This window comes from Pseudundibacterium arcticum (assembly GCF_042646465.1).
Lineage (GTDB): Bacteria > Pseudomonadota > Gammaproteobacteria > Burkholderiales > Burkholderiaceae_D > Undibacterium_A > Undibacterium_A arcticum.
The window spans coordinates 30903-55148 of sequence record NZ_JBHRTP010000018.1; the positions used below are offsets into that span (position 1 = coordinate 30903).

Annotated in this window: 24 protein-coding genes and 3 pseudogenes; 9 read left to right on the forward strand and 18 right to left on the reverse strand. The window is 57.5% G+C overall.

The window, feature by feature from the left end:
- Positions 1 to 79: 79 nt before the first annotated feature.
- The 5 genes from ACFOFO_RS06370 to ACFOFO_RS06390 all read right to left on the reverse strand — a co-directional run bounded on the left by ACFOFO_RS06370 (position 80) and on the right by ACFOFO_RS06390 (position 5160).
- Positions 80 to 1195 (reverse strand): ABC transporter substrate-binding protein, encoded by a 1116-nt coding sequence (locus ACFOFO_RS06370; protein ID WP_390331166.1) that lies wholly within the window; start codon positions 1193 to 1195, stop codon positions 80 to 82.
- 562 nt (positions 1196 to 1757) lie between these two features.
- A complete protein-coding gene (locus ACFOFO_RS06375; RefSeq protein ID WP_390321752.1) occupies positions 1758 to 1997 on the reverse strand; it encodes a hypothetical protein in 240 nt (79 codons plus the stop codon).
- A gap of 39 nt (positions 1998 to 2036) precedes the next feature.
- The gene (locus ACFOFO_RS06380; RefSeq protein WP_390331167.1) at positions 2037 to 2537 is read right to left on the reverse strand and encodes an alpha/beta hydrolase family protein; all 501 of its coding nucleotides are present in this window, start codon (positions 2535 to 2537) and stop codon (positions 2037 to 2039) included.
- Positions 2538 to 2627: 90 nt separating this feature from the next.
- Complete coding sequence (locus ACFOFO_RS06385; protein WP_390321748.1) at positions 2628 to 3665, reverse strand: isocitrate/isopropylmalate dehydrogenase family protein; 1038 nt, start codon at positions 3663 to 3665, stop codon at positions 2628 to 2630.
- A gap of 145 nt (positions 3666 to 3810) precedes the next feature.
- Positions 3811 to 5160 (reverse strand): 2-hydroxycarboxylate transporter family protein, encoded by a 1350-nt coding sequence (locus tag ACFOFO_RS06390; RefSeq protein ID WP_390321746.1) that lies wholly within the window; start codon positions 5158 to 5160, stop codon positions 3811 to 3813.
- A 44-nt stretch (positions 5161 to 5204) separates the two neighbouring features.
- Here ACFOFO_RS06390 and ACFOFO_RS06395 point away from each other — a divergent pair.
- A pseudogene (locus ACFOFO_RS06395) lies at positions 5205 to 5312 on the forward strand (IS5/IS1182 family transposase); the annotation flags it as partial.
- Positions 5313 to 5389: 77 nt separating this feature from the next.
- Here ACFOFO_RS06395 and ACFOFO_RS06400 read toward each other — a convergent pair.
- Positions 5390 to 6184: an EAL domain-containing protein gene (locus ACFOFO_RS06400; RefSeq protein WP_390321744.1), complete on the reverse strand. Its 795-nt coding sequence runs from the start codon at positions 6182 to 6184 to the stop codon at positions 5390 to 5392.
- A gap of 400 nt (positions 6185 to 6584) precedes the next feature.
- Between ACFOFO_RS06400 and ACFOFO_RS06405 the strand changes: the two are divergent.
- A pseudogene (locus ACFOFO_RS06405) lies at positions 6585 to 6797 on the forward strand (transposase); the annotation flags it as partial.
- A gap of 1 nt (position 6798) precedes the next feature.
- A pseudogene (locus ACFOFO_RS06410) lies at positions 6799 to 6894 on the forward strand (MarR family transcriptional regulator); the annotation flags it as partial.
- A gap of 113 nt (positions 6895 to 7007) precedes the next feature.
- On the opposite strand, the gene ACFOFO_RS06415 reads toward ACFOFO_RS06410, so the two are convergent.
- The 4 genes from ACFOFO_RS06415 to ACFOFO_RS06430 all read right to left on the reverse strand — a co-directional run bounded on the left by ACFOFO_RS06415 (position 7008) and on the right by ACFOFO_RS06430 (position 11186).
- A complete protein-coding gene (locus ACFOFO_RS06415; RefSeq protein ID WP_390321741.1) occupies positions 7008 to 7880 on the reverse strand; it encodes an ABC transporter permease in 873 nt (290 codons plus the stop codon).
- Positions 7881 to 7898: 18 nt separating this feature from the next.
- Positions 7899 to 8675, reverse strand: coding sequence for an ABC transporter ATP-binding protein (locus tag ACFOFO_RS06420; RefSeq protein WP_390321739.1), 777 nt, complete (start codon positions 8673 to 8675; stop codon positions 7899 to 7901).
- Positions 8675 to 9670, reverse strand: coding sequence for an ABC transporter substrate-binding protein (locus tag ACFOFO_RS06425; RefSeq protein WP_390321736.1), 996 nt, complete (start codon positions 9668 to 9670; stop codon positions 8675 to 8677). Before ACFOFO_RS06425 ends, ACFOFO_RS06420 begins: the two co-directional genes overlap by 1 nt.
- Before the next feature lie 190 nt (positions 9671 to 9860).
- Positions 9861 to 11186: a porin gene (locus ACFOFO_RS06430; protein WP_390331169.1), complete on the reverse strand. Its 1326-nt coding sequence runs from the start codon at positions 11184 to 11186 to the stop codon at positions 9861 to 9863.
- A 184-nt stretch (positions 11187 to 11370) separates the two neighbouring features.
- On the opposite strand from ACFOFO_RS06430, the gene ACFOFO_RS06435 reads away from it, so the two are divergent.
- Both ACFOFO_RS06435 and ACFOFO_RS06440 read left to right on the forward strand, forming a co-directional pair.
- Positions 11371 to 12045: a response regulator gene (locus tag ACFOFO_RS06435; RefSeq protein WP_390331170.1), complete on the forward strand. Its 675-nt coding sequence runs from the start codon at positions 11371 to 11373 to the stop codon at positions 12043 to 12045.
- Positions 12029 to 13429, forward strand: a complete 1401-nt coding sequence (locus ACFOFO_RS06440) for a sensor histidine kinase (RefSeq protein ID WP_390331171.1) — start codon at positions 12029 to 12031, stop codon at positions 13427 to 13429. The genes ACFOFO_RS06435 and ACFOFO_RS06440 overlap by 17 nt, the downstream gene beginning before the upstream one ends.
- Before the next feature lie 74 nt (positions 13430 to 13503).
- Here ACFOFO_RS06440 and ACFOFO_RS06445 read toward each other — a convergent pair whose 3' ends face one another.
- The 7 genes from ACFOFO_RS06445 to ACFOFO_RS06475 all read right to left on the reverse strand — a co-directional run bounded on the left by ACFOFO_RS06445 (position 13504) and on the right by ACFOFO_RS06475 (position 19233).
- Positions 13504 to 14076: a DNA-3-methyladenine glycosylase I gene (locus ACFOFO_RS06445; protein ID WP_390321726.1), complete on the reverse strand. Its 573-nt coding sequence runs from the start codon at positions 14074 to 14076 to the stop codon at positions 13504 to 13506.
- 44 nt (positions 14077 to 14120) lie between these two features.
- Positions 14121 to 14687, reverse strand: coding sequence for a GTP cyclohydrolase I FolE (folE, locus tag ACFOFO_RS06450; protein WP_390321724.1), 567 nt, complete (start codon positions 14685 to 14687; stop codon positions 14121 to 14123).
- A gap of 324 nt (positions 14688 to 15011) precedes the next feature.
- Positions 15012 to 15335, reverse strand: a complete 324-nt coding sequence (locus ACFOFO_RS06455; protein ID WP_390331173.1) for an AzlD domain-containing protein — start codon at positions 15333 to 15335, stop codon at positions 15012 to 15014.
- A complete protein-coding gene (locus ACFOFO_RS06460; protein WP_390321720.1) occupies positions 15332 to 16096 on the reverse strand; it encodes an AzlC family ABC transporter permease in 765 nt (254 codons plus the stop codon). Before ACFOFO_RS06460 ends, ACFOFO_RS06455 begins: the two co-directional genes overlap by 4 nt.
- Complete coding sequence (locus tag ACFOFO_RS06465; protein ID WP_390321717.1) at positions 16096 to 16911, reverse strand: alpha/beta fold hydrolase; 816 nt, start codon at positions 16909 to 16911, stop codon at positions 16096 to 16098. Before ACFOFO_RS06465 ends, ACFOFO_RS06460 begins: the two co-directional genes overlap by 1 nt.
- A 277-nt stretch (positions 16912 to 17188) precedes the next feature.
- Positions 17189 to 18445, reverse strand: a complete 1257-nt coding sequence (locus ACFOFO_RS06470; protein ID WP_390321715.1) for a c-type cytochrome — start codon at positions 18443 to 18445, stop codon at positions 17189 to 17191.
- 17 nt (positions 18446 to 18462) lie between these two features.
- Positions 18463 to 19233, reverse strand: a complete 771-nt coding sequence (locus tag ACFOFO_RS06475) for a c-type cytochrome (protein WP_390331175.1) — start codon at positions 19231 to 19233, stop codon at positions 18463 to 18465.
- Positions 19234 to 19523: 290 nt separating this feature from the next.
- Here ACFOFO_RS06475 and ACFOFO_RS06480 point away from each other — a divergent pair, with 290 nt between their 5' ends.
- Genes ACFOFO_RS06480 through ACFOFO_RS06495 form a run of 4 tightly spaced genes read left to right on the forward strand, consistent with a single transcriptional unit; the run spans position 19524 to position 23176 of the window.
- Positions 19524 to 20459, forward strand: coding sequence for a 4-hydroxyproline epimerase (locus ACFOFO_RS06480; RefSeq protein ID WP_390321710.1), 936 nt, complete (start codon positions 19524 to 19526; stop codon positions 20457 to 20459).
- Positions 20456 to 21613 (forward strand): NAD(P)/FAD-dependent oxidoreductase, encoded by a 1158-nt coding sequence (locus tag ACFOFO_RS06485; protein ID WP_390321708.1) that lies wholly within the window; start codon positions 20456 to 20458, stop codon positions 21611 to 21613. Before ACFOFO_RS06480 ends, ACFOFO_RS06485 begins: the two co-directional genes overlap by 4 nt.
- Entirely contained in the window at positions 21606 to 21872 is a 267-nt protein-coding gene (locus tag ACFOFO_RS06490) for a 2Fe-2S iron-sulfur cluster-binding protein (protein ID WP_390321706.1), read from the forward strand. The genes ACFOFO_RS06485 and ACFOFO_RS06490 overlap by 8 nt, the downstream gene beginning before the upstream one ends.
- Positions 21869 to 23176: an FAD-dependent oxidoreductase gene (locus ACFOFO_RS06495; protein ID WP_390321704.1), complete on the forward strand. Its 1308-nt coding sequence runs from the start codon at positions 21869 to 21871 to the stop codon at positions 23174 to 23176. The genes ACFOFO_RS06490 and ACFOFO_RS06495 overlap by 4 nt, the downstream gene beginning before the upstream one ends.
- A 31-nt stretch (positions 23177 to 23207) precedes the next feature.
- Here ACFOFO_RS06495 and ACFOFO_RS06500 read toward each other — a convergent pair whose 3' ends face one another.
- The gene (locus ACFOFO_RS06500; protein WP_390321702.1) at positions 23208 to 24029 is read right to left on the reverse strand and encodes an AraC family transcriptional regulator; all 822 of its coding nucleotides are present in this window, start codon (positions 24027 to 24029) and stop codon (positions 23208 to 23210) included.
- Positions 24030 to 24246: the final 217 nt, after the last annotated feature.

Sequence of the window (24246 nt, forward strand, 5' to 3'; positions counted from 1 at the left end):
CACGTACACAAAGTCAAGTCCAACGAGAGTGAGGTCAATGGTGAGACTAGCAAAGACATCAGCAATTTGCTGCGATGTACTACCTAATCAGTCTGCCATTTTGGCCGACAATGCTCAACTCCACAAAATGTGAACCGTCATGGTTGCTGGCGCTATAGTTGACGAGCACGCCCCCTAGATCGACATCGTGCATGGCTTCCAGCGCAGCCACCAGTTTTTCCGCGCTGGGATTGGCACCAGCACGGCGCAGACCTTCGGCCAACAGTTTGGCGGCGATAAACCCTTCCTCCACTGCATCGGTGGCGGGTGGCGGATGATTTGCTGTCTTCAGCGCACGCTGGAACTCGTGCACGACAGTCACACCGACGTTGTTCGGCGATGGCGTGACTTGCATGACACCGATGCCGCGTCCATCCTTGCCAAGGGAGGCAAAGAACTCTTCCGAATTGACATTCGAGAGCATCATGAATTGTGGTGAATGACCGGATGCCCGCATTTTTTTGATGAAATCGGCGCAGGCGTTCGGCGTGCAAGCCATCAGCACCGCTTGCGGATTGGCGGCGGCGATACTGGCGACCGCCGCAGCGACGTTCAAATCCTTGCGGCTGTATTCGGCGATGACGGCAGGTTTGAGCTGCCGCGCTGCAAGGTTTTTTTCAAATCCGGCCAAGCCATCCTTGCCGAATGTGTCGTCCTGATGCAGGATGGCGACTTTGTTGATCTGTAGTGTGGCCAGCGACTCCACCATTTTTGCCGCTTCTTCCTGATAGCTGGCACGCAGGTTGAAAACATAGGGATGTAGTGGTTTGTACAGAGATTGCGCGCCAGAAAAAGGGGCGATCAAGGGGATCTTGTTTTTTTCCAGCAGCGGCAATATCGCCTCGACCGTGGGCGTGCTGCGATAGCCGAATAGCGCCAGCGCATGGCTCTCGTTGATCAGCTTCAAAGTGTTTTCTTTGGTTTTACGCGGATCGCGTTGGTCGTCGTAACTGATCAGTTCGATTTGCCGGCCATAAATGCCGCCCTGGGCATTGATCCGGTTGAAATACAGTTGGGCACCGAGCATGTTTTCCCTGCCCGTTGCCTGCCCGGATAATTCTACCGACTGACCGATGATGATCTTATTGTCTGTAGCGGCAAATGCGCTCAGACTGCTCAGAATGAGGCTCAATAGCAAGGGTAAAAAGCGCAGCACGGTCGTCTCCTGATAGTTTTTTAGAGCAACATACTTGTTCGGAAAAGGGCTTGCAATAGTTTTCATATCAGTGGTGTCCAATTAAATTCCACCTAATTTGGGCAGCCTCAAAAACCAAGTGCGGCTTAGTGGCCGATTTTATTTGGTGCCGGTTTGAAACTTGATTCTTCAGCTTTATGTCATATCAGAAGTCAGGTCCGCATGCGCTGCCTCGTTCAGTTAAATGACGACAAAAGTGCTGCCTCGCTTAATTGTTTACAAAAAGAGCAAAATTACATCGATAAATTTCGGTTTCTCCGCTGCCCAAGCTACCCAAAACCGACTTTGCTGATGGCTAAGTCAGTACAACTGAGGCTGCGGATAGCAAACAGGTTCTAAGAGGGTGCGAAGGTGTGACTCCTCTGCGCCCCCCTAATTGACTTGAGATAGTTGCGTAGTTTGCTGATCCGCGGGACGCGTGCGGTTACGTAGTCAGTAAAACCGATGCGCGCAGCCGATGGAACCTTATGTCAGTAATTAGATTCCGTCCCGGGTCACCAAGAAAATCAAGGGGTTAACCTCGCTAGACTCTTTTCGTGTCATCAATGATATAACGCTCACTCCATGCCGCAATGACGTTTGCTGCATACAAGGCATCGCTTTTGCGAGTAAGAAGATGATCTGCATCATCTAAGGATACGAAGCTTTTCGGGTGCTTCGCAACGCTGAAAATATGAGTCGCATTCTGCACCGCGACTGTCTGATCTTGCGGCGAGTGCATTACCATCAACGCCCCATCAAACTCCGAAATCTTATGTAACAATCGCTGTTTCTCTGCGTCGATGAGAAACTGTCGCTTGATTCAGAATGGCCGTCCACCGAGCTTAACTTCGGCCTCGCCATTGGACTGGATCTCATCTAGATGCGCACGGAACTGTTCCTTGACATGTGCTGGATCACTTGGTGCACCGATGGTAACAACACCGCGTACCTCGGGTATTTTTGAGGCTGCTGCAAGAACGGCCGAACCGCCCAGGCTATGCCCGATCAGCAGGGACGGGGCTCGATATGCCTGTCGTAAATAATTTGCCGCTGCGATCAGATCAGTCAGGTTTGAGGAAAAATTAGTATTAGCAAACTCTCCCTCACTTCCACCTAAACCGGTAAAGTCGAAGCGCAACACCGCGATGCCGCACGCAGCGAGTGCCTGTCCAATCCGACTAGCTGCGAGAATGTCTTTCCCGCCTGTGAAGCAATGGGCGAACAAAGCGTACGCGCGCGTTTCTCCAGCTGGAATATCGAGGCGAGCGGCAAGTTTTTGCTCTTCAGCCCCTAAGAACTCGAAACGTTCCGTTGGCATCATAATTCTCCACGCGTGTTAAAAATAGGTTCCTTGATCGTATCAACTCGAAGGTGACACATTCCGCCGCTGCACAGTTCGACGGATCGAAAACTAGATCGTCTCAAGCCGACGCACAATGGAATCTGCAAACTGGCGAGTAGATGCCGTGCCCTTAAGATCGCCGGTACGAATGTGGTCCTTATTAAGTGTCTCGGTAATCGCAGTGCGCAGTCGTTGGGCGAGGTCATGTCGGCCAACATGCTCAAGCATCAGACCTGAAGCGAGCATCAAAGAAATGGGATTGGCGATGCCCTTGCCGGCAATGTCCGGCGCAGATCCGTGCACAGCTTCGAATATCGCAGTGTCGTCACCGACATTCGCACCGGGTGCCATGCCAAGCCCGCCAACTAAGCCTGCCAACTGATCCGAAAGAATGTCTCCGAACAAATTTGTGCATAAAAGCATGTCGAACTGCCAGGGGTTAAGCACCAACTGCATGGCACAGGCATCGACGATCATGTCATTCATCTGCACTTGATTCTCGTATTCCCGCGCTACTTCTCTAGCCGCTTCCAGAAAGATGCCGGTCAGCGCCTTCAGAATGTTAGCCTTGTGAACAACGGTGATTTTCTTGCGGCCATTCTTTACGGCATATTCAAAGGCGAATCGCGCAATCCGCTTACAGGCATCTCGTGTATTAACCCCGGTAGAGACAGCGACTGCTCGCGGATCGTCGCCGACCGGAATATAGTATTCGTGCGCCACATAAAATCCGCCTATGTTTTCCCGCACAAGCACCAAGTCAATATTCTCGTAACGGCCAGGAACAATAGTCAGTGCGGGTCTTACGTTGGCATAGAGTTGAAACTCTTCACGCAGTCGCACGTTCGAGGATCGGAAGCCTTCGCCAATCGGCGTGGTTAATGGTCCTTTGAGAGCCAGTTTGTTCTTGCGAATGCTCGCGAGTGTTGCCGCTGGCAACGGGTCGCCACAACTGTTGACGCCTGCCATTCCTGCCTGTTGAACTTCCCAGGAGAATGGAGATCCCAAAGCGTCTAATATCTGGACCGTGGCCTCGACCACTTCTGGACCGATACCATCTCCGGGGATCAGCGTTGCGGGAATTTGGGTGAATATTGTGTTTTTCATGGAGTTTCTTTTAGAACTCGTTAATCGAATAAATTGGCGAAGACCGCCAATATGACTTCCGGGAAATTTTCTGGGCGTTCCTGATGGTAGAGCGGAACGACGTCAACATTGAAATGTGACTGCCTCGAAAATTTGCATCAGACACTTATTTCAACTGGGACATGACAAGCAGAGTGAGTGTTACGACAATCGCGCCGCCAATGCGTGTCGCAATCTGTGCAAACGGCATCATTTGCATGCGGTTCGCGGCCGTCAAAATCGCCACGTCGCCGGTGCCGCCCTGGCCGCTGTGGCAGGCATTTACAATCGCTGTTTCAATCGGATACATGTTCAGCCATCGCCCGACCACGAAACCTGTCGCCATCAAGGTGGCAACCGTCGATACGATGGTAATCAGATTGAGCACATTGAATGCGGACACCAGCTTGTCCCAAGGCGTCATCGATACGCCGATGGCAAATAGCAACGGATAGGTCACCGCAGTGGAAAAGAACTTGTAGACAACGAAAGAGCCTTGCTCCAATTGCGGCGACACTGCACGCGACAGCTTGAAAATCACGGCAATAAACAGCATGGCGACCGGCGCCGGGAAATCGAACAGCTTGTAACACATCAATCCAAACATGTAGAGCGAGATCGCCGTAATGCCTGCGGCCGCAAGATGGGCGACATCCATATGACCGGAAATTTCTTCCTGCGCTGGATGCAATTCGTCATGCTCGCCTGGCTGCAAACGGCCATCGCCAGTGAGATGCGGGTATTTCTTGCCCACAAAGTTCAGCATGCCGGCGAGCATGATTGCGGTCAGGCTGCCCAGCATTACAGGCGGCAGAACCTGCGCGAAGACGTCACCCTGCGCCTGATGCAAGATTCCAGAATAGCCAATTGATAGCGGAATGGCACCCTCGCCGACACCGCCGGCCATGATCGGAACGACTATGTAAAAGAAGCTATGGTAAGCGCCCAAGCCCAGCGCAGTACCGACGGCTGTGCCGACGATCCCTGCCACGACGGAACCGGCGGCAAGCGGCACAAAAATCTTGACGAAGCCTTTGATAAGCACGGCTCTATCCATGCTCAAGATGCTACCGACAATGATCGAAGCAATGAATAAATACAGAAAATTTGTCGACTTGGTGAAATCGACGACGTTCTTTAAAACAATGTCAGGTAAAAGATGCTTGTATGCCAGGTAGGATGGAATGAAGGTCGCAAAAATTGCCGCGGCGCCGATATTCCGAATCACGGGAAGCCGCTTACCCAGTTCTGCGCAAGAAAAACCGCCCACTGCCAGAAGCGCGATCGATACCGAGATATCGGACGGCACTTTGCCTGTGGCGACAAATCCGGCCATCAATGCCAGCAACAGCAAGTACACCGGTAACGGTACTACGCCAACCCGCATTTCCATCAATTTCCACCAGCCATGCGGCCAGAATTTGTTGGATATTTCTTCCTTGGCCGGCATCAGCTGTTCAGCAGGTATGGCTTTCATTTTTTCTCCTTTGATTCTAATTTTAGTGTTAGTGCTCGACCCGTCGCCGGTTGCGAATCCGCTATGAGCGATTGCCTCCGATTCATGAAGCATTTCTCCGACTCGGGTGCGCCATTATCTGTTGGCGAATTCTGAAAAATTCATTTTGCTAGGACATTCTTAAAATGTTCGAAATAATGAAGTTCATGTAAACCAGAATGGTGGTGTAGGGGCATACAAAGAGATTTGACTATGCCATGGCAAATCGAGCATCTTCCGTTACATTCACTACTTCGAAGTCCCTCGCAGGAGAACCCAGATAAAATCCTTGACCAACGTTACAACCTAACTTCCGAATGAAATCCAGTTGCGCTTTTGTTTCAATGCCTTCGGCGACGGTGTTCAGGTTCAGTTTTTCGGCCAGATGCACGATGGACTCGAGAATGCCGGTGAGCTTCTTGTTCTCAGAAATACCCGCTACAAACATCCGATCAATCTTTAATTCGGTAAACGGCATCTTGCTCAACAGTTTCAATGATGAATATCCGGTTCCAAAATCATCGATGGAAATCTTGAATCCTTGCGAACGAAGCGTAGTAAGGGACTTGATCACCGAAGATAAATTTTCGGGAGTGGCGCTTTCCGTGACTTCAATTGTGATCTGATCAAAAGGAAATCCATATTCATTTAAGAGTGAACATATGCGGCGCGGTGCCTGCGGATCTTGTAACGTCAGCGAAGAGAAGTTGATTGCAATACCAATGTCCTTTCCGGTCATACCGCTGTTAGCGGCGCTGGCTAACGATTGCCGAAACAGGTTGTCTGTGAATTGGTCAATCAATCCCGCGCTTTCTATCAGCTTGATAAACTGGCTCGGCGGCAGAATCCCCAATTCAGGGTGGTCCCAGCGCGCAAGCATTTCCACGCACGACGAAATGCCGGTAGCAAGGTCTATTTTTGGCTGGAAGAAAGGGACAAATTCATTGCGGCGCACAGCCGTTGTAACATCGTCTTTAGTCCATTGGTGCTTCTGGTGAGATTCCATATTGCGTAATTTCCTTCAGACGTATCATGGCAATGCCCCACTACGTGCTTTGATCGCCAAAATAGTTTGGTTTTCCCCTGTGTCTGTCTGTCCCTTGGGCGAGTGGCTGGAGTGCCATCCCAGTTCCGATTTGATCTGCTCCATAGTTGGCAGCCGCCTAGGATTGCGCTGGCGATCCATTAGCCATTGCCTAATGTGGTCTTTGGTTGGCTGCTTGGTATGGTTCATTGATAAATAGACGTTACCCAAAACGCACAGTGACGGTTGGAAGATACATCGCAGAAGCCAATGAACAACTTCCGCTTCCCGTTGAAAAAGTTAAACTTGGAATTAGCTTAGGGCCTGTTAACAATCAATAAAATGTGTTTACATTCGGTATTTGAATAATTGGATACCGAAGATGCGGGAAAGCAGAAGGCTGTTGCGAGACGACCAATGGGCAAAACTGGAACCCCTATTGCCAGGCAAATCTGGAGATCCTGGTGCAACGGCGCAAGATAATCGCTTGTTTTTAGAGGCGGTGTTATGGATCGTGCGCACCGGTTCTCCGTGACGTGATTTGCCTGCTGAATTGGGTAACGGGCACACGACATATACCCGCTTCAAACGCTGGGGTGAGACAGCGGGCGCTGATCGAGGCAGAACCGTTGACCATCGGCCAGATTTCCGAGTTGGCAGGCATCACCCAGCCGGCTGCCACCCAGACCATCGCGCTGATGATCAAGGACGGCTTGATTTCATCGGCGCCGGGGCGCGTCGACGGACGCCAACGCATGATCCTTTTTCCGTTGTTCCCGGAAGCGTGCACACGGAAAACGTCCCGTTACATTCCCTGCTCAACAAACTGGGTCGGGCGCCATTTCAATAATCTGTTTTCTATGGCGGTCAACAGATATTCTGCGGCCAATGCCACCACTGCCAGCACGATCATTGCCGCAAAAACACCAGCCGCGTTGAAGGTCCCTTGCGCAGTGGCGATCAACAAGCCGATGCCGTGGCGCGCGCCCAGAAATTCGCCGACGACTGCACCGACCAGTGCAAAACCGAAACTCACATGCAGACTGGCCAAGATCCAGGTGAGCGCGGACGGAAACACAACCGAAAATGTGACCTGCCGTTTGTTCGCGCCCAGGATATAGGCATTCGCGATCAGGTTCTTGTCGGCTTCCCTGACGCCCTGGAAGGCATTGCCGAACACCACAAAAAATACCATCACGACCGCCAGCGCGACTTTGGAACCCATGCCCAGACCGAAAATGATGATGAAGATGGAACCCAATACCACGCGCGGAATTGCATTGGCCACTTTGATATAGATACTGAACACATCGGCCATCAGCTTGTTTCTGCCCAGTGCGATGCCAAAGAAAATACCGAGGACGCTGCCGATCAGGAAGCCCAATACCGTCTCTTCCATGGTCACCAGCAGTTCACGCCACAAGGGCCCTTGTGCGGTGCCTTCGGTGAGCCAGGTTGCCAATTGTTCGTAGACGGCCGATGGTTTGGAAAAGAAGAACGGATCAATCAGCCCGTAATTGACCGCCAGTTCCCAGCCGGCCAGCGTCGCTATTGCGAAAGCGAGGCGCAGAAAAATGACCAGGCGGTGGTGATTGACGGCCTTGGCAATGGCCTTGCGTTCCTCCTCGCCGACAATTTCCGGTTGGTTCGCAATGCGGGATAAAGGTGCTGTATTCATAGTGTGTTTGACCCTGCTTTAAATTTGGACTTCATCTTTTAAGTCGGACCAAATCTGTTTTGATAGATGAATGAATTCGCTCGAATATCGCGCTTCCGACACATCGCGTGGGCGCGTGAGCGGGATTTCATAGCTGCTCTTGACCATGCCGGGTCCCTTGCTCAGCACCACCACGCGATCGCCCAGTGCGATGGCTTCTTCGATGTCGTGCGTGACGAACACCACGGATGCCTTTTTCTCCGACCACAGCCCCAACAGCTCATCCTGCATCAGCGCACGCGTCTGCACATCCAGGGCGGAAAAGGGCTCGTCCATCAACAAAATCTTGGGCTCGTTGATGAAGGTCTGCGCCAGTGCGACACGCTTGCGCATGCCGCCCGACAGTTGATGCGGGAAGTGGTATTCGAATCCGGACAGGCCGACCCTGCGCACCCATTCGCCGGCCATCTCTCTGGCGGTCTTCGGGTCCTTGCCGCGGAAAATGGGGCCGATCGACACATTGTCGATCACGTTTTTCCATGGGAACACGGCATCGGCCTGAAACACGAAACCGATATTGGGATCGATCCCCACCACCGGTTTGCCAAACACTTTGACGGAACCGGACGAGGGCGGATTCAAACCGGTAATCATGCCAAGCGTGGTCGACTTCCCGCATCCGGTCGGACCGACGATGGCGCAGAAATCACCTTCATTGACGGTCAGGCTGAAATCCTTGAGCGCCAGCGTGACCTTGCCTTCCGGGCTGATAAATTTCCGGCTTACGTTGGTCAGTTCAATTGCTACCTTCTTCATTATCTTGCGGCCTTCACAAAATCAGTGGTGAATGTATTTGCCAAATTGATTGACTTGCCCTGGACTGCCTTGTCAAACCCGTTGAGTACCTTGAGCACGGTCGCCGGACCACTTTCCGGCATCACGCCATCGCCGGTAAACATCTGCTTGCTGCCCTCCAACGCATCGATGTACATCTGCTTGTTGGCCGTGTAATAGTCAGGCGGCATCTTTTCCGTGATCTCTTTGGCGCTATGCGTCTTGATGTACTTGAGCGTCTTGACGAAGGCGGTCACAATCTTTTGCACCTGTTCCTTGTGGCTGCTGACCCAGGCGGTCGGCATGTAAAGGCAGGCAGCCGGATAGGCGCCGCCCAGCGCCGCCTCGGTTTCCTTCATCGTGCGCAAGTCGACCAGGACGCTGGCGGCACCGGACGAAGTCAGTTTTGAGATGGTCGGCTCGGTCGTCATGCCGGCATCGATCTTGCCTTGTGCCATGGCCGCGATAAAGGTGGAACCGGCGCCGACTGGCAAAGTCGTGAATTCGCTGTTCTTGACACCGGCCTTGGCGGCCAGATATTGCGTCAGAAAATTGGTCGATGAACCGAGGCCGGTAACGCCGAGGGTTTTACCTTTGAAGTCGGCCGGGGATTTGATGGCGCTCGCGGCGGCTTTCGAGACCAGGATCACTTCACCCGGTGCCTGACTGAACTGCACCACGGATTCGACAAGTTTTCCCCGCGCCTGCAGGTCTATCGTGTGGTCATAGAAACCCACCACGCCCTGCGCCGCGCCAGACAGCATTTCGGTTTCTGCATTGACCCCGGCCGGCTCGCTCAGCAACTCGATCTCGAGACCGGTTTCCTTCAGGTAGCCCAGTTGTTCCGCCAGTTTTGCCGGCAGATAGATTTGCTTTTCGATGCCGCCGACCATAATGGTGATTTTTTCAGCCGAATAACAGTTCAGGCTGGACGCCAACAGCAGCATTGCGCTGAGCGGTTTGATCATGAATTTCATTGTCATCTCCGTGGATTTAATTTTTTTAATTGCTCGGCAAATCTTTGCAAGACTGCCCGGTACCAGCATTACCACCGCGTATCAATAGCCAAGACCAGGATGATGCGCTCATAGACACGAGTTTTGGCTATTTGTCTGACACGCGATACGGGACCTGGCGCACGACCCCGTATCACCTTTTTCACCAACCTTAGAACTTGAAGCGCATACCCATCGCATATTCATTCTGCGAGCGGAAGCCGTTAGCCTGAGATGCGAGATAAGTCCCGTCTGTAGTCAAACGATCAAGTGCCAGATACAGTTCGGTACGCTTGTCGAAGTGATAGAACATCGATCCATATAGGGTTTTACGCTTGCCGGTGGCAGACATGGTTGCGTTGGACGCGTTGGCATAGGCGTTCAGCACGAAACCACCGCCATTGACCGCAGCATGATCTGCATTCATGGTCTGATAGCCGAGTTCATAATCGAATTTGTTGCCCGGCGTAAATTTTGCGGAAACGGTATACGCGTTATCTTTACGCTGTCCGATCACGGTTGGCTGGTCCGCGGTGTAATGGATGTAACCGGCGTTCAGGCGAACCAGACCGATTTGGTAATTGCCGCCAATCGAATAACTTCTGTTGGTCAAACCGGCAACGTTCGCCGTATTGTAAAACCCGGAAATATTAGCTGCACCGCCGTTGTATGCCAGGCCCAGGGACTTGGTTGAACCTTGCGAGAAATCACCGGGAACCCCGCCGAACTGATAGCCTACACCGGCAACGATATTACCAAATTCCTTTTTCCACACGACGCCTTTGTCGTAGCGCGTACCTGTTGCACTGCCCGAATAGAAAATCAGCTGCTTGAAGTTGTTATTGTTGCTGTAGCCGCCTTCTTCCAGCGTGACGCCGGCCGTACCATACGGATCACCATAAATCTTCGAAAACTCACGGGCCAGCGTGTTCTGGCGCCCGAATGTCAATTTCCCGAGAGACTTGCTCTCCACCCCTAACCACGCATCCCGGTTGAATAGGACGCCCGGCGAATCCATGTTGCCGGTGGGTAGTTCATATTCGCTTTCGAGCTTGAAAATAGCTTTGAGCCCGTCAGTGTCTTTCAACGCATGTTCACCTTCGATGCCCCAGCGATTGCCGCTAAACCAGGCGACAGGCATGTCGTTTACCGTGTTACCTGCCTTGTCTGCGTTGTTTTTGTGAACGCCGGTGAGATCAATCAAACCATACAACCTGACCGAGTCGGAGCTGTTCTTGTAAATTAAACCTTCTCCCGGGGGTTGCGAGATCGTCGATGCGCTTTTCGCATTTTGCGGGGCAGCTTCTTTTGCTGCGACGCTGGTTTGTTGAATTTGTGTCAACGCATCCTGCGCCTGCGCCGCAGCCTTCTGTGCATCTGCGGCGGCTTTTTGTGCTTGGGCGAGTGCCTGTTGCAATTGCTCAACCGATGTGGATTGTGCTTGAGTTGCGCCCGCCATCGCGCCTAGAATGGCCACAGCCATTAGCTTCTTTATCATTTTACTTATCTCCTCGTTATTAGGTCGTATGCCGAAATTGAATACCGTTATGTGATTGAATCGGCCTACGGGACACAATGTAGGGCTGCTTAACCTTCTATTTGCCTACAATCAGCCGGTTGAGATAAAAATAAAACGGGTGTTGCGAAAACAGGACGCATACGGGCATCAGGTAATCAAAACCATGAAATTACTATTAGTGGAGGACAACCGCGAGTTGTCGTCCTGGCTCAGTCGGCTGTTGAACTTGTCGGGATATGCGGTGGAACAGGCGTTTACGGGCGAAGAGGCGACTTTGCTCTTATTGACGCAGAGCTACGACGCTATATTGCTCGATCTGACGCTTCCTGGACTCAAGGGCCAGACCATCTTAAAAAATTTGAGAAACAAGAATAATGAGGTACCGGTCCTGATCATCAGTGCCCAGGATTCCTTGCAAGACATCGTGGAACACCTCAACCTGGGGGCCGACGACTATTTGGCAAAACCGTTTGATATTCATGAACTGGAAGCCCGGCTGCGCTCTCTGTTGCGGCGCTCCAGTGGAAAAACCAATCCGATTACCAGCTGCGGAGCGTTGAGCTACAACAGCAATTCAAAAATATTCAGCAGTCGCGGCGTTGATCTCAATTTGACGCCAAGAGAACATGCAGTGCTTGAGGCGTTAATACGGCAGATGGGAAAGACGGTATCCAAAAGGCATTTGGCGGACAGCCTGTGTACCTTGAATGATTCTGTTTCGCCAAAAGCGCTGGAAATTTACATACTTCGATTGCGCAAGAAGATCGAGAATTCGGACGCGCAAATCATTACTCTGCGCGGCCTGGGATATATGCTGACTTATGTTGCGACCTCCTAATAGCCTCAAGAGTCGCCTGGCAGGGTGGATATTTTTACCGACCTTGCTCATCTCCGGGATCGATCTTGTCTTTACCTACAACAGCACCGATAAAATTGCATCCCTGGTCCAGGAGCAGTTGCTCAAGGGTTCCGCGAAAATCATTTCGGAGCAGCTGGTGTCGATCGATGGCGGCTATGAAATCAGTGTTCCTCCCGCGGCATTCGAACTTTTTGCGAGCGAATATAAAGATCGCATTTTTTACGCGGTTCGCAGCAAAAGCGGGACGCTCATATCGGGAAACGAAGAACTGAGTGTCTACCCCGGCGCACTGGAGATCGAGCAGGAAAAATATTTCCTGACCTCGATCCGTGGCGAACCGGTGCGGGTAATCGCGTATGCGCATGAACTTCCAAATTCGTTTTCAAACGATTACGCCATCACCCAGGTAGCGCAAACCCTATACAGCCACGACGCTTTCAGAAAAGATCTTTTTTTTCTCACGATGAGAGAGCATTTGATCCTGCTGCTGGTCGTCATGATCGCGCTGCTGATTGCGGTCCGGTGGACCCTGAGTCCGTTGATACAGTTCGGTGCAAAATTGCTGCAGCGGCAGCCAGGGTCATTGGAGAAGCTGGATGAAAGGAATGCGCCGGCGGAGCTGACGCCAGTGATTTTTGCGATGAACGACTATGTCGCGCGACTGGACAAGACGCTGTCATCCTACGAACAGTTCGTCGCCAACACTGCGCATCAACTGAGAACCTCGTTTGCCATCATTACGTCCCAGATTAATTTTGGCCATCGCAACGACGCGATCGATCCAACCCAGAAGGAAGTTCTCAACGCAATTCAGAAGACGATACTGCAAGGGACGAAGGTCATTAACCAGCTGTTGGTGCTGGCGGCAGTAGAGCAAAACAGGCACGACCGTCACCTCGCAGGCGACATCAATGTCGCCGAGACTATCACCACGGTCATGGAGGAATTGGCACCAGTCGCCCAACAGAAGGATATCGAGCTCGGGATCGACTTTATTGATGGCACGATCCTGATCGGTGTTCCGCGCTACTTATTGCGCGAATTGATTTCCAACCTGGTCGACAACTCGATCCAGCACATGAAGACGGCAGGCACGGTAACGATTTCACTGCGTCGCGAAGATGGTCACGCTCTGCTTCGCGTGCAGGACACCGGGCCGGGCATTCCGTTGGGCGAGCAACAAAAAGTATTTGAACGCTTTTATCGCCTGGACGAATCCAAGCCGAACAGCTCTGGATTGGGACTATCCATCGTCAAGGAAATCTGCGACTTGCTGCATGCGACAGTCACCGCAACGACCCCGAGCAGTGGCGTGGGCCTGCAAGTGGATATATTCTTTCCGCTAGAAAGCGCTGACCGATAAGTTTCGGATTCGACGCCAGTCTTGTTGTCGGATTGGTGACCCGGTCTGCTTCCGTCAACCACACAGACACATACTCATTCCGTCATCGGCGGGTGCAAGAAACAATCGGCACTGTGATCATTGACCATGCCGATCGCCTGCATATACGCATAGATGATGGTCGAACCGACGAACTTGAAGCCGCGTTTGGCGAGATCTTTCGAGATGATGTCGGACAGCGGCGTCTTGGCCGGCACCTGTTCGCGGCGCGCCCAGCCGTTGACGATCGGCTGGCCGTCGACATAGGCCCACAGGTAGGAGTCGAGGCCGCCGACCTCGTCGCGCAGGCGCAGATAAGCTTGCGCATTGGTGATGGCAGCGGCGACCTTCAGTCGGTTGCGCACGATGCCGGCGTCCAGCAGCAGCGCGGCGACCTTGGCCGCGTCGTACTGCGCGATGCGTTCGGCATCCCAGCCGTCGAACGCAGCGCGGTAGTTGTCACGCTTGTTGAGGATGGTTTCCCAGGACAGGCCAGCCTGCGCGCCCTCCAGATTCAGCATCTCGAACAGCGTGGTTTCGTCATGGCAAGGCTGGCCCCACTCGTGGTCGTGGTAGGCCAGGTAACGCGGGTTGGCGGGGTTGGCCCAGGCGCAGCGGTGGATGGTCATCAAAGGTTCGTGATGTGGCTTGCTGTTGGCTTGCTGGGCGACGCTCAGTTCTCGCGCGCCAGCGCCAGGAATTCGGTGCGCAGCGCCAGGTTCGGCTGCAGTTCACCGAGCATGGCCGAGGTGATGGTCTCTTCGCCCGGGGTGCGGATGCCGCGGCTTTCCATGCACAGATGGCGGCAGCGGATCACGACGCCGGCCGCCTTCGGGTCCAGATGTTCCATCAGCGCGTCGGCGATCTGGGCCGTCAGGCGCTCCTGCACCTGCAGCCGCTTGGCGAAACAGTCGACCAGCCGGGTCAGCTTGGACAGGCCGACGATCTTGCCGTTCGGCACATAACCGATCGTGGCCTTGCCGAAGAACGGCGCCAGATGATGCTCGCAATGACTGTAGACCGGGATGCCGCGCACCACGATCAGCTCGTTGTATTGTTCGGCGCCGTCCTCGAACGCCTTCAGCAGCGCGGCCGGGTCCTGGTCGTAGCCGGCGGTCCATTGCTTCCAGGCCTTGGCGACGCGGCTCGGGGTCTCGCGCAAACCTTGTCGCTCCGGGTCCTCGCCCAGACTGGCCAGCAGGCGCTTCCAGTCCTGCTCGCCGAATTTATGATCTGTCATGGTGTTTCTGATCCTGTAAAAAGAAGTATTTGTTATCGCGAGTGTATGACTTGCCAGTGTTCCGTGCAAATCATCCTAGAAACGGCGGTTGGACAGGTGCGAGTGTGCGCTTTTCCGGCTTTCTGGCTAGGCGCGACGACGCTGCAGACTGCATTCTGCAAGGAGGAGCAACAACGCCAGAGAGCCGGAATGCCGGCCACCGGAAAAGCGTGCAATCGTGCCTGTAGCGCTCTCACCGAAAGGGGGAAATACTTAACCATGAAAAATCTCAATTAATTCATTAACTTATCGAAGCGAGCAAGCGGTCAACTGCCGATTCTAGGATCAGGCCAGCACGCCAAACTGCCAGCCGAAAAATACCAGCAGCCCGACCGCAATCGTGAGCAGCTGCTGGCGCGTCGCGACGCAGGCCAGCACTGCAGCGACGGCCCCGACCAGTTGCGGATTGCGCCAGCTGAATTCCAGCCCGCGACCGTGCGGCGCCAGCACCATCGGCACGATGATCGCAGTCAGCACCGTGACCGGCACGAAGCTGAGCGCCTGGCGCAGCAAGGGCGGCAGCACGACGCGCTCGCCAAGAATGAAGATCACGGCCTTGATGAAGACCGTGATCAGCGCCATGCCGGCGATCATCAGCGTGAAATTCATGGTTGCGCCTTTGCGGTGCGGTGATGCGCAACCCAGTACGACAGCGTCAGCCCGACCGCAATCCCGACCAGCGCCGCCGACAGCAGGCCCAGCTTGTACGGCAACCCCTGCCACAGGTAGGCGCACAGGCCTGCCGCCAAAGCCGCCGACAGTTGCGGCAGACTGGCCAGCTGCGGCACCACGATCGCGATGAAGGTCGCCACCATCGCAAAATCGAGCCCGAGCGATTGCAGCTGCGGAAATACCGCGCCGAACAGCAGCCCGATCACGGTCCACAGCTGCCAGTTGGCATACATCGCGACCCCGGAGCCGAGAAAATACCAGTGACCGTGCGCGCTGTTCGGATGGATGCGGTAGTACGACGCGACCACGGCGAAGGTTTCATCGGTCAGCAAAAATCCGAGCAACCAGCGCCAGCGCGCGGTCAGGTGCGACACGTGCGGCAGCAACGTGGCCGCGTACAGCAGATGGCGCAGGTTGACGATGAAAGTCGCAAACCAGATCACCAGCATGCCGGCATGGCCAGCCACCAGGCCGAGCGCGATGAACTGGCTGGAACCGGCAAACACGCCGAGCGACATCAGCTGCCCTTGCCACAGCGCGACACCATTGGCACCCACCAATGCGCCGAAGATCAGGCCGAACGGCGCGGCGCCGACCATCATCGGGATCGTGGCGCGGGCGCCGGCGGCGAAGCTGGCGCCGCGGCCCGGTGCAGTGTGCGTCGACTCAGCCTGCGGCGACTCGGCCTGATTCAGCATCAGCGCGCTCCTGCGGTGGCGGAGTGACGCGCCATGAATGCGGTTGCAGCGGCGGTCACTGCCGCGCCCTGATCGCGCTGCGGACTGTGGCCGCAAGCCGCCAGCTTGAGCAGTTCGGCCTGCGGCACCCGCCTGGCGATGCCGTCCAGTTGCGCCATAGTCCCGTATTCGTCGTCATAACCCTGCAGCGCCAGTACCGGGCAGCGAATTTCCGGCAGCAGCGTCTCGATATTCCAGCCGCGAAAATCCGGCGCCAGCCAGATGTCGTTCCAGCCCCAGAATGCCGAATCGGGGTCCGCATGGTAACGCGCCAGGCGCTGCTGCAGGTCGGTCTGCAGATAGGCGGCGCGCGCCTGCTCAATGCCGTGAATGCTGATGTCTTCGACGAAAACATGCGGCGCCAGCACGATCGCGCCGGCCAGCGCAGCCGGATAACTGGCGGCATAGATCAGCGCGATCGACGCGCCGTCGCTGTGGCCGAACAGCCACGGCTTGTCTGCCGCGGCGTCGACCCCGACCGCTTGCAGCAAGGCCGGCAGTACGTCCAGCGCCTGCTGTTGCATATAGTCGACCGGCCATTTTTCGTCATGCGGGCGCGGCGTCGAGTTGCCGTAACCATAACGCGAATAGACCAGGCCACGGCACTGCGCCGTATCGCACAGCTGCTGCGGATAATTCTTCCACATCGACAGCGAACCCAGCCCTTCGTGCAGGAACACGATCAGCGGCGCATCGGTCATTTCGGCGTTGAGCCACTGGTATTCGAGCCGTATCGTGCGTTGATTGAACGGCACTACGGCGACCTGGACAGCCATTGCTGCATCCTTGTTCGGTATGTTGGAAGTGTTTGCCGGCGGCCCATCGCAACGGGCCAACCCGCAATGATATGCGAAACGCGGGAAAACGTTTGCTCAGCAAAAATCTGACCAAAAATTGACCGACATTGTCTGAAGATGGCGACAGTTTCGTGGATTCAAGTATCAAATCGAGGAATGTCTCAATACGGAGGCACGGTGGCACGGAGAAAAACGAATCGACGCCGGCCCGCGCTTCGGTGTTGCAAGGTTTCAATTCACCACAACAGGCACGCCTTCAATCCAGCGGCGCGCCGCGGAACTGGTTGACCTCGTGCGCGCTGACCGCACCGGCCTGGTTGCCCCAGCTGTTGCGGATGTAGGTGACCAGCGCCGCCACCTCGGTATCGTTCAGCGCCGGCCCGAACGGCGGCATGCCGTAGGGGCGCGGGTTGGCGCTGGTGCCGGGTGGGAAGCCGCCGTTCAGCACCATGCGGATCGGGTTGACGGCCGACGGCATGGTAATCGCGCGGTTGCCGGCCAGCGGCGGATAGATTGGCGGTGCGCCTTCGCCGCCCGTCTGGTGGCAAGCAGCGCAATGGGTCTGGTACAGCTTGGCGCCGAGCTTCAGCGCGGCCTCGACGTCGGGCGTCAGCACCTTGGCCGACGAGGCCTTCAGGTAGCCGGACATGGCGTCGATGTCGCTGTCGGACAGATGTTGCAGGCTCTGCGCCACCACTTCGGCCATCGGGCCGAACACCGTGCCGCGATTCGATACGCCGGTTTTGAGCAAGCTGGCAATCTCCTGCGGCGCCCAGGTGCCGAGCCCGGTTTCGCTATCCGAAGTCAGCGATGGCGCAAACCAGTTCATGGTCGGGATCAAGCCGCCGCCGAGGTCGGCCTTACTCGATACCGCACCGAGCGCATTACGGTCGCTGTGACAGGCGCTGCAATGGCCCAGCCCCTGCACCAGGTAAGCACCGCGATTCCACTCGGCGCTCTGGGCGGCGCGCGGCTGATACACGCCGGGGCGGAAATACAGCATGCGCCAGCCGACCAGCAGGATCCGATGGTTGTAGGGGAAGCGCAGCTGGTGCGCCTGGTTCTGGCGGCGCACCGGCGGCACCGTTTTGAAATAGGCATACATCGCGTCGGCGTCGGCGCGCGTGACCTTGGTGTAATTGGTATACGGGAAGGCCGGGTACAGCAGGCTGCCATCCTTCGACTTGCCGTTGTGCAGCGCGCGCCAGAAATCGTCGGCACTCCAGCTGCCGATGCCGGTCTCGGCATCCGGCGTGATATTCGGCGTGATCACTTTGCCGAACGGGGTCGGCAATGCGAGGCCGCCGGCATAGGCCGCCTGGCCGCGCGCGGTGTGGCAGGCCATGCAGTCGCCGGCGCGCGCCAAATAGGCGCCACGGGTCACTTGTTCCGCCGGATAGCTGGCCGGCTGGCTGACGGTCGCGTCGTTGCTGTCCTCGCGCAGGCCGAAGCCGACCGTAGCGGCGAAAGCGACCACCATCACGATCAGGAAAATCTGCAGCGCGCGTTTCATGTCACTCCCCTCGGGTTCTATTGCGGCACGCTGCCGCAAGCCAGCGGCAGTTTCGCGCCGCTGGCGGCGGCCGGCAGCAAGTCGGGGGCCAGCGGCTGCGACGCCAGCCAGGCCGAGGCGGCGCTGATGTCGTCGCGCGACAGCCGCTCGGCGATCTGGGCCATGCAGTCGGGTGCGTGCGCGCGACGGGTGCCGTTGCGCCAGGCGCCGAACTGGGCATTGATGTAATCGCGCGGCAGGCCGATCAGCGCCGGCGTCGACGGCAGCACACCGGTCAACGCGCTGCCGTGGCAGGCCGCACAGGCCGGCACGTTTTTCGATGCGTCGCCGTTGATCACCAGCTGCTTGCCGCGTTCCATCACGCTGTCCGAGACGTTGACCCGCTGCGGCGGCGGATAGGGCGGATGCTGGCTCGAGAAGTACACGGCGATCTCGCGCAGGTAGGCATCCGGCAGATGATCGACCAAATAGATCATCGGCCGGTACTGGCGCCGGCCCTCACGGAAGTTGAGCAGCTGGTTGTACAGATAGCCATCGGGCTTGCCGGCGATGCGCGGATAGTAGCCGTCGCTGGCGGCGCGGCCCTCTTTGCCGTGGCAGGCGGTGCACGCGAGCAAGCGTTGCGCGATGGTGTCGGGGATGCTGGCAGAAATGGAAGCGGGCGCCGGCGTCGACGCGGCCGGTGCCGGTGCCGGTTGCGCGAAGCTGAAACCGGCGCTGAGTGCGACGCCGGCCGCTGCGGCGAATACTACAGCCGCCCGGCGGCAGCTGGTGCGTGCTTGGTCCATTTTATCTTTCGGCGAGTATATGGAAACTTCTTTTTATTTACCAGCAGATTACGGCCACCTACCTGTGAGTATGCGTTCAAAAAAGATTACGCACCGGCCTGATCCGGTGACTGAATATTAGCCGGATTTTGCCATAGACGTCGGCGGCCGATGCGGCGCGCAATGGCGCCATACATGGCGGGCGCCGCCGAAACGGCCGCAACAAGGTGTCGTGCGAGTATGCCGATTTAGTCATCCGGCGCGGTCCTTTCGAGCAAGACCGCATCGCCGAATATGTCTAATCTGGGCGCATGAAAACAATCTCCATCATCGATTCCCACACCGGCGGCGAGCCGACCCGACTGGTCATCGCCGGCGGCCCCGATCTCGGCTCCGGCCCATTGCACGAGCGCGTCGAACGCTTCCGGCGCGAGCATGATCATGTCCGTTCCGCGGTGGTGTGCGAGCCGCGTGGCTCGGACGTGATCGTCGGCGCGCTGCTGTGCCAGCCGCATGATCCGTCCTGTTCGGCCGGCGTCATTTTCTTTAACAATGTCGGCTATCTCGGCATGTGCGGCCACGGCACGATCGGCCTGATGGTCTCGCTGGCCCACCTCGGCCGCATCGCGGTCGGACGCCACCGGATCGAAACGCCGGTCGGCGCCGTCGAGGCCGAACTGCATGCCGATGGCAGCGTGACCGTGCACAACGTGCCGGCCTATCGCTTTCGGCATCAGGTGGCGGTCGAGGTGCCAGGTCACGGCCGCGTGGTCGGTGATGTAGCCTGGGGCGGCAACTGGTTTTTTCTGGTGGCGGAACACGGTCTGGATTTGCAATCCACGAATATCGAAGCCTTGACCAATTTCTGCTGGCAGGTGCGCGCGGCGCTGGAAATCGCCGCGGTGACAGGGGCTGACGGCGCCCCGATCGATCATATCGAACTGTTTTCCGCCTCGCCCAACGCGCAGGTCGACAGCCGCAATTTCGTGCTCTGTCCCGGCAAGGCGTACGACCGCTCGCCCTGCGGCACCGGCACCAGCGCCAAGATCGCCTGCCTGGCGGCCGACAACAAACTGGCCGAGGGCGAAATCTGGCGTCAGGAAAGCATCATCGGCAGCGTGTTCGAGGCGTGTTACCGGCGGGATGGCGAGCGGCTGCTGCCGAGCATCCGCGGCCGCGCCCACGTCAATGCCGAGGCGACATTGATCCTGAACGACGACGATCCCTTCGTCTGGGGTATCCGGTGACAGCCAGGCCCGATGTGCTGGTGATCGGTGCCGGCATCATCGGCGCCGCCTGTGCCGATGAGCTGACGGCCTGCGGCTTGACGGTCACGATCGTCGAGCGCGATGCGGTCGGCAGCGGCGCCACCGCCGCTGGCATGGGTCATCTGGTGGCAATGGACGACAACCCGGCAGAGCTGGCACTGACCAGCTATTCGATCGCACTCTGGAACCAGTTGGTCGATGCTAATGGCGATGTTGATAACGAACGCGAGCGCCACGAATACAGCCGCTGCGGCACGATCTGGGTCGCGGCCGACGACGAAGAGATGACGGCGGCGCGCGCCAAGCAAGTCACGCTGGCGGCCCATGGCATTGCCTGTGATCTGCTGGACGCCGCAATGCTGTATCTGCTGGAGCCACAGCTGCGGCCCGGCCTGGCTGGCGGTTTGCGGGTCACCGGCGACGCGGTGGTGTACCCACCGAAAAGCGCAAAAATATTACTGGAACGCGCGCGCCGGCGCGGCGCGCAACTAATCGACGGCGAGGTCTGCACGATTACCGGCACCGGTGTCACGCTCTCAGATGGCAGCCGGATCGATGCCGCTATCGTGCTGGTCGCAAACGGCGCGGCCTGTGTGCAGTTGTTGCCGGAATTACATACCGGTGGCCTGATTCGCCCGAAAAAAGGCCATATCGTGATCACCGATCGCTATCCGGATTTCATCCGGCATCAGCTGGTCGAACTCGGTTACATCAAGAGCGCGCATGCGGCGAGCGGCGATTCGGTCGCGTTCAACCTGCAGCCGCGCCCCACCGGGCAGCTGCTGATCGGCTCGTCGCGCCAGTTCGACAACACCGACAAGGCGGTTGATCTGGACATCATGACGCGCATGCTGGCGCACGCGGCGCGCTTTGTGCCGGCGCTGTCCGGCCTGAACGCGATCCGCTGCTGGACCGGCTTGCGCGCCGCCAGTCCGGATGGTTTGCCGCTGATCGGGCCGCATCCCACCCGGCCCCGGGTCTGGCTGGCGACCGGCCATGAGGGCCTGGGGATCACGACCTCGCTGGCGACCGCGAAACTGTTGACGGCGCAGATTTTAAATCAGGTGGCCCCGATTTCGATCACGCCTTATCTGCCGGCGCGTTTTGCGGAACTGGCGTCCACCCATGTCTGACACTGTCGAATTATTCATCGACCGCCAGCCGGTCACGGTCGCTGCCGGCACCAGCGTCGCGGCGGCGATTGCGATGGCCGGAGGCGGCATCACGCGGCGCTCGGTCGGCGGCATGCTGCGCGCTCCGCTGTGCGGCATGGGCGTGTGCCAGGAATGCCGCGTCACGATCGATGACCGCGCCCACCGCCTGGCTTGCCAGACCCCGTGCGCGGCGCAGATGCGGGTGGAAACTGCGGCAGCAACCGAGGATGACGCATGAGGAAGCAATTCGATGTGCTGGTGATCGGCGCCGGTCCGGCCGGGCTGGCGGCGGCGCACAGTGCTGCCGCCAGCGGCTTGCAGATCGGGATCGTCGACGACAACCCGCTGGCCGGCGGCCAGATCTGGCGCGGCGGACCGCAACACAGCGGGGACGCGCGCGCTGCCAGCCTGTGGTCGGCGTTGCGCCGGGCGCCGAACGTGCAGTTTCTGCTCCAGACCCGGGTGCTGTATCCGTCTGGCCCGAACACATTGCGAGTCGAAACGTCCGACAGCAGCGCCAACCTGCGCTATGAACGACTGGTGCTGGCGACCGGCGCCCGCGAGCGGCTATTGCCGTTTCCAGGCTGGACCTTGCCCGGCGTTACCGGTGCCGGCGGGCTGCAGGCGTTGGTCAAGGGCGGCTTGCCGGTGACGGGAAAACGGGTGCTGGTGGCCGGCTCCGGCCCGCTGTTGCTGGCGGTGGCCGCGACGCTGCGGGAGCGCGGCGCCGAAGTGGTTGCCATCGTCGAGCAGGCGCCGCTGCACCGGCTGGCGCGTTTCGCGCTGGCGTTGCTGGCGACGCCGGGCAAGCTGAAGCAGGCACTGCAATTGCGCTCCCAACTGAAAGGCATCCCCTATTTCACGAACGCCTATGTGACCGCGGCGCAAGGCGACACCCGTTTGGAACAGGCGGAGATTGCGCTCGGCGGCAAGCGCCGGCTGCTCGACTGCGATGTCCTTGCCTGTGGCTACGGCTTGCTGCCGAATCTGGAACTGGCCAGCGCTCTCGGTTGCACGACCGAGCACAAGGTGGCAGGGGCAGGGGCAGGGGCAGAGGCAGAGGCAGTAATAGTCGACCGCTGGCAGCAAAGCTCGCAACCGGATATTTTTTGCGCCGGTGAAGGCACCGGCATCGGCGGCGTCGATTTAGCGCTGGCCGAGGGCAGCATCGCCGGCCTTGCTGCGGTTGGCGATCTGTCACCAGCGGCGCGATATCTGGCAGAACGCGCGCGCGGGCAGGCCTTTGCAGCGCGGCTGGCAAAGACCTTCGTGCTGCGCCCCGAATTGCGTCACCTGTGTGACGCGCAAACCATCGTCTGTCGTTGTGAGGATGTCCGTCATGGCGCACTGGCCAGGCACAGCAGCTGGCGCAGCGCCAAGCTGCATACCCGTTGCGGCATGGGCCCCTGCCAGGGCCGCATCTGCGGTGGCGCGACCGCCGTTCTGTATGGCTGGACCCAGGATTCGGTGCGGCTACCGCTGTCGCCGGCGCGGATCTCAAGCATCATGGAATGCGCCAACCAGCCGACCGATGCCGACTGAAGTAACTGACTGAAGTAACTGACTGAAATAACTACGAAGACTTGCGCTGCTTGAGCATCGCGCGGTAGTCGCTCGGCGTGACGCCCACCGTGGCCTTGAACTGGCGCGTGAACGCACTGTGATCGTGATAGCCGCAGGCTGCGGCGATGTCGGTGATGCTGCGCTCGCCGGCCAGCATGCTTGACGCCGCATCGAGCCGGGTCTTGATGATCATCTGGCGCGGCGTCAGATAAAAAATCTTGTGAAAGTAACGCTCGATTTGCGACACCGACAGGCGCGCAATCTGGGCCAGATCCGCCAACTGCACCGGTTGGTCGTAATTGGCCTGCAGATAGCTGGCGGCGTCGGCAATGCGCCGGTAGACCGGATGCTTTTGGTCCGGCATCGCCAGATCGCGCGAAATGCCGGCCAGCCCCACCACCCGCCGCTCGGCATCGAATAACGGGATCTTGCAAGTCAGGCACCAGCCCGGATCGCGATCCGGGTACAGGTGCAATTCCAGCTGGTCGCGAATCTCGACCCCGGTCGCCAGCACCGCCTGATCCTGTTCCAGGTAGCTGTTGCCGAACGCATGAGGAAATACCTGGGTTGCATCGCGTCCGATCAGTGCCGATTTGTCCCGCAGCGCGCAGCGATTGACCAGCGTCCGATTGACCACGACGTAACGGCCTGCATGGTCCTTCACAAAAAACACGACGTCGGGCAGCGCGTCGAAGAGGGGCTCGGCGAAGAAGACATTGTCGATCGCGGCCGCCAGCAAGCGGCGACTGCTGTCGTGGTCGGTAGCGGGCGCTGGCGCGGTTCGGGTTGGTTCGATCATGGTAGTCGGTGGTGTCGCTGTGGCTCTGATCATGCCGGCGGCATGCCGGTGCTCTCTCATCTTAATTGGAAAACGGCGATTCAATGGTGTCCGGTCAAATGGCAGCCCTGTCTGTTCGGCAGTTCCTCCTGATTGCGCGGGCCGGCCCGCGTTCTGCGACCGCTCCGTGACGGCAGGCTGGCACATCCGGCGCATGAACAATGCCGATTTCTGCATAGCTTCCCGGCACTTTCAAATTATCTCAAAATTC

What these genes read in the sequence shown, in the direction of transcription:
- ACFOFO_RS06380 (WP_390331167.1), bottom strand. Translation starts at nt 2,537, where the DNA reads ATGATGCCAACGGAACGTTTCGAGTTCTTAGGGGCTGAAGAGCAAAAA.
- ACFOFO_RS06385 (WP_390321748.1), bottom strand. Translation starts at nt 3,665, where the DNA reads ATGAAAAACACAATATTCACCCAAATTCCCGCAACGCTGATCCCCGGA.
- ACFOFO_RS06390 (WP_390321746.1), bottom strand. Translation starts at nt 5,160, where the DNA reads ATGAAAGCCATACCTGCTGAACAGCTGATGCCGGCCAAGGAAGAAATA.
- ACFOFO_RS06400 (WP_390321744.1), bottom strand. Translation starts at nt 6,184, where the DNA reads ATGGAATCTCACCAGAAGCACCAATGGACTAAAGACGATGTTACAACG.
- ACFOFO_RS06415 (WP_390321741.1), bottom strand. Translation starts at nt 7,880, where the DNA reads ATGAATACAGCACCTTTATCCCGCATTGCGAACCAACCGGAAATTGTC.
- ACFOFO_RS06420 (WP_390321739.1), bottom strand. Translation starts at nt 8,675, where the DNA reads ATGAAGAAGGTAGCAATTGAACTGACCAACGTAAGCCGGAAATTTATC.
- ACFOFO_RS06425 (WP_390321736.1), bottom strand. Translation starts at nt 9,670, where the DNA reads ATGAAATTCATGATCAAACCGCTCAGCGCAATGCTGCTGTTGGCGTCC.
- ACFOFO_RS06430 (WP_390331169.1), bottom strand. Translation starts at nt 11,186, where the DNA reads ATGATAAAGAAGCTAATGGCTGTGGCCATTCTAGGCGCGATGGCGGGC.
- ACFOFO_RS06435 (WP_390331170.1), top strand. Translation starts at nt 11,371, where the DNA reads ATGAAATTACTATTAGTGGAGGACAACCGCGAGTTGTCGTCCTGGCTC.
- ACFOFO_RS06440 (WP_390331171.1), top strand. Translation starts at nt 12,029, where the DNA reads ATGTTGCGACCTCCTAATAGCCTCAAGAGTCGCCTGGCAGGGTGGATA.
- ACFOFO_RS06445 (WP_390321726.1), bottom strand. Translation starts at nt 14,076, where the DNA reads ATGACCATCCACCGCTGCGCCTGGGCCAACCCCGCCAACCCGCGTTAC.
- folE (WP_390321724.1), bottom strand. Translation starts at nt 14,687, where the DNA reads ATGACAGATCATAAATTCGGCGAGCAGGACTGGAAGCGCCTGCTGGCC.
- ACFOFO_RS06455 (WP_390331173.1), bottom strand. Translation starts at nt 15,335, where the DNA reads ATGAATTTCACGCTGATGATCGCCGGCATGGCGCTGATCACGGTCTTC.
- ACFOFO_RS06460 (WP_390321720.1), bottom strand. Translation starts at nt 16,096, where the DNA reads ATGCTGAATCAGGCCGAGTCGCCGCAGGCTGAGTCGACGCACACTGCA.
- ACFOFO_RS06465 (WP_390321717.1), bottom strand. Translation starts at nt 16,911, where the DNA reads ATGGCTGTCCAGGTCGCCGTAGTGCCGTTCAATCAACGCACGATACGG.
- ACFOFO_RS06470 (WP_390321715.1), bottom strand. Translation starts at nt 18,445, where the DNA reads ATGAAACGCGCGCTGCAGATTTTCCTGATCGTGATGGTGGTCGCTTTC.
- ACFOFO_RS06475 (WP_390331175.1), bottom strand. Translation starts at nt 19,233, where the DNA reads ATGGACCAAGCACGCACCAGCTGCCGCCGGGCGGCTGTAGTATTCGCC.
- ACFOFO_RS06480 (WP_390321710.1), top strand. Translation starts at nt 19,524, where the DNA reads ATGAAAACAATCTCCATCATCGATTCCCACACCGGCGGCGAGCCGACC.
- ACFOFO_RS06490 (WP_390321706.1), top strand. Translation starts at nt 21,606, where the DNA reads ATGTCTGACACTGTCGAATTATTCATCGACCGCCAGCCGGTCACGGTC.
- ACFOFO_RS06495 (WP_390321704.1), top strand. Translation starts at nt 21,869, where the DNA reads ATGAGGAAGCAATTCGATGTGCTGGTGATCGGCGCCGGTCCGGCCGGG.
- ACFOFO_RS06500 (WP_390321702.1), bottom strand. Translation starts at nt 24,029, where the DNA reads ATGATCAGAGCCACAGCGACACCACCGACTACCATGATCGAACCAACC.